This is a genomic window from uncultured Gimesia sp. (assembly GCF_963972345.1).
In the GTDB taxonomy this organism is placed as follows: Bacteria; Planctomycetota; Planctomycetia; order Planctomycetales; family Planctomycetaceae; genus Gimesia.
Genome location: NZ_CAXAVM010000345.1, coordinates 1 through 2,957 on the forward strand (window position 1 = coordinate 1; position 2,957 = coordinate 2,957).

Consider the following 2,957-nt stretch of genomic DNA (forward strand, 5'->3'; position numbering starts at 1 on the left):
CCAGAATATCTTTTCGTTTTGCCATGCAAGTATTTAACACTTGACAGCGACGATAAGACTACGGACTATAAGTATCATTCGATATGCACGTATGGGCAGTCGAAATCCAGGATTCAATGATATTTGTCACTGAAAAAGGAGAAATCAATGTTGCGACCACCAGGTGGTATAAGTTGTGCCATGAAAAGAATCGTTTGTGTCAAACAAATAGTTGCATCTGCATGCGTGCTATTCCTAGCTCTCACGCTTTCGGGCTGTGGTAGCGATACTACAGTAAGTAAACTCCCGAGGTACTCGACCCCGTCCAGTAAACCCTTACCTGAAGAGTATCGAGTGCTTGCAAAACATCTGGGTATGTCGATGAAGTCAGATCCAGCTCAACTTCAGAAAAAACGTGAAACATCAGAAGTCATGGCGGATTTACAGGCCGCCTTGTTAGACTTACGTGAGATCAAATCGAATGATAAAGAGATCATGTATGTTTCAGCCCAGGTCCGAGACGCGGTCACTGTGGTCTTAGAGCGTTTAGACAACTTAAATTCCCTGCCAAAGCCTCCCGATGAGGGAACACTGTTTGTAGGTTCATTTGTTGATGGATTCTTTGGTAATTTTGCAGGAGGTTATCACCGTGGCCTTGATGCAGAGGCAAAGCAGAATGCTTTGAATTCAGAAATGCAGCCTCTGCTTGCCGCGATCGATAGGATTGATGCGGCTCAAAAAATGCTTCCCAAAATTGCAGAAAAGTATTCGGCAACCTTAAGTGACTCGACCGGTCTGATCATCGCCGATTTTAATGAATCCTGGGGAGACTCTGGCCCTGATGATTGGATTGCACTTCAAAACCTTGGGGAAACACTTGAAGACTGCACCATTTTGGTGGAATTGACTGGCGCGAACGGAGAGGTGCGAAAAAACGTGCATTTTCTGAAAACTTGGCCTGAGGCTACCTGTATGTGGGGACGGTATCAGGGCGGAGAGAAAATCCTGGGAAAAACCGTGGATAGGACCACAGTCGTGTACGTGAAAGAAATGAAAGTCACCATTTATTCACCGCAGTTCGCAACTCGGATCGACTACACATACAAGGGAGCTGAAAAAGATAAAGACGTTGCTTATCGCTGTGAAAACCTGAGTTTTCAAGGGGCTTACCAACCTTACGAAGATGGCGTCATTTGGGATACTCAGCGTGGGGCTCAAATTACCATGAACGGAGTGGAATTTCTTCCCAAGTGTCGCGTTAATCTTACGTTTCGAAAAGGAGATCAAGCAAAAATATGGTACTGGGATTATGATTCCTGGATGAAAGGGGAAACCAAAACATTCGACACACCTGCGGGAGGTCTGGAATTCAAACCAGACAGGATTGACTTTGAAGTATCTTTTCCCGATACGAATTACAAACACAAAGCAACCCTGAAAGTCGATCAGGAATCTAATAAGCTGGTGAAAATTCAAGACTGATATTCCCGTAACAATGCTGACTTGTCACTCAGGCCGGGTTCTTCGATTTTAAGTTGCACAAAACGCCTCGCATTCAATTCGTAATGCAAGGCGTTTTTTTACGCATACAGACAGACGCAGGATTCCAGTAGATAGACTCAAAAGCGAATCAATACACATGCGGATACAGGGAGCCATAGGATTTTTCGTATCTCGCTTATCAATCATCCTCAGAAAGGAGAACCGAGCATTGGCTTATGTTGGATTAACGTTTGTTTCTGTCGCATTGCTTTTGGCGATTGCGGCATTCCTGAAGGAACGCCGTTTGCGATTGGCACTGCAGAACATTTTAAACCGTTTACTTTTTCGATGGAGGCTGCATGGAGAAACTCACAAAGAAACTGCTGATACTGGTCGGGCCGCTGATGCTGATGACCGGTTGCCAGGAACATTCCGATCAAAGACTCACGCAGATGGCACTGCAACAAACAAAGATTCAGGCTGAGCAGAGCCGGCAGATGCTTGAGTTGCAACAGGAAGTGGCTACTGGTGCTCGCCAGTTAGTGTCCGCTGATGCTCAGTCGCGACAGGAGATCGTGGCAATGCAGCATGATTTACAGATCGAGCGTGCAAACATGGATCAGCGGTGGGATCAACTTGAGCAGGAACGCAAATCCCTGGCCAGCCAGCGACACTTTGATTCTGTGATTGCTGAAGTGATTTCCAACCTCGGCATCATCCTGATCTGCCTGTTACCTCTAGTTGTCTGCTGGCAGTTGCTTCGACAAACCGTTGAACCGGCGACGGAGAACGAAATCGCCGAACTCCTGCTGGAGGATCTTGTTTCTTCTAAACCACTGCTCTTTCCACAAAAACCATTCATGCCAGAAAACTCTGAGCATCAGGAACTGGCATCTGATGCTCCTGCTCAGAACAGACTCGGCACTATGAACTCTTAAAACAGAAAGTAGAAATCCAATATGTCTCACATCGTTCAAATCCAAACCGAGGTGCGTGACCCGGTTGCCATTTCTGCCGCTTGTGAACGTCTTAAGCTGCCACAGCCGATGCAGGGGACGTTCAAACTCTTTAGCAGTGAGGCGACCGGGCTGGGGATAGAACTGCCACGGTGGCGGTATCCTGTCGTCTGTGACATTACCAGTGGTCAGCTGCAGTATGACAACTTCGAGGGACGCTGGGGGGATCGGTGTCATCTGAATCAGTTTCTGCAGTCGTACGCCGTTGAAAAAACACGGATTGAAGCACGCCGCAGGGGGCACACCGTGACCGAGCAGGCCCAGGTTGATGGCTCCATCAAGTTGACGGTGCAGGTAGGAGGTGCTGTATGACTCGAATCATCGAAATCACCGTTGCCACAGATGGCCAGACCCGCGTGGAAACTAGAGGCTTTTCCGGAGCAGGGTGCCGTGAAGCCAGCCGGTTTATTGAAACAGCCCTGGGAAAGCGGACGGAAGAGCAGCTGACGGCTGAATTTCATCAGCAACTGGGGCAGCAGC

Annotated in this window: 4 protein-coding genes; all 4 read left to right on the top strand. The window is 48.0% G+C overall.

The window, feature by feature from the left end; genetic code table 11:
• The first annotated feature begins 333 nt into the window (after positions 1–333).
• A complete protein-coding gene (locus AACZ40_RS28820; protein ID WP_291166811.1) occupies positions 334–1,461 on the top strand; it encodes a hypothetical protein in 1,128 nt (375 codons plus the stop codon).
• Between the two features lie 359 nt (positions 1,462–1,820).
• Complete coding sequence (locus AACZ40_RS28825; protein WP_291166809.1) at positions 1,821–2,399, top strand: hypothetical protein; 579 nt, start codon at positions 1,821–1,823, stop codon at positions 2,397–2,399.
• Between the two features lie 21 nt (positions 2,400–2,420).
• Positions 2,421–2,789: a DUF1257 domain-containing protein gene (locus tag AACZ40_RS28830; protein WP_291166807.1), complete on the top strand. Its 369-nt coding sequence runs from the start codon at positions 2,421–2,423 to the stop codon at positions 2,787–2,789.
• On the top strand, positions 2,786–2,957 hold a 172-nt coding region (locus AACZ40_RS28835), incomplete at its 3' end, for a DUF2997 domain-containing protein (RefSeq protein WP_339677106.1). The genes AACZ40_RS28830 and AACZ40_RS28835, both read left to right, overlap by 4 nt.

Excerpts from the sequence above, each read along its gene's own strand:
- AACZ40_RS28825 (WP_291166809.1), top strand. The coding sequence starts at position 1,821 with ATGGAGAAACTCACAAAGAAACTGCTGATACTGGTCGGGCCGCTGATG.
- AACZ40_RS28830 (WP_291166807.1), top strand. The coding sequence starts at position 2,421 with ATGTCTCACATCGTTCAAATCCAAACCGAGGTGCGTGACCCGGTTGCC.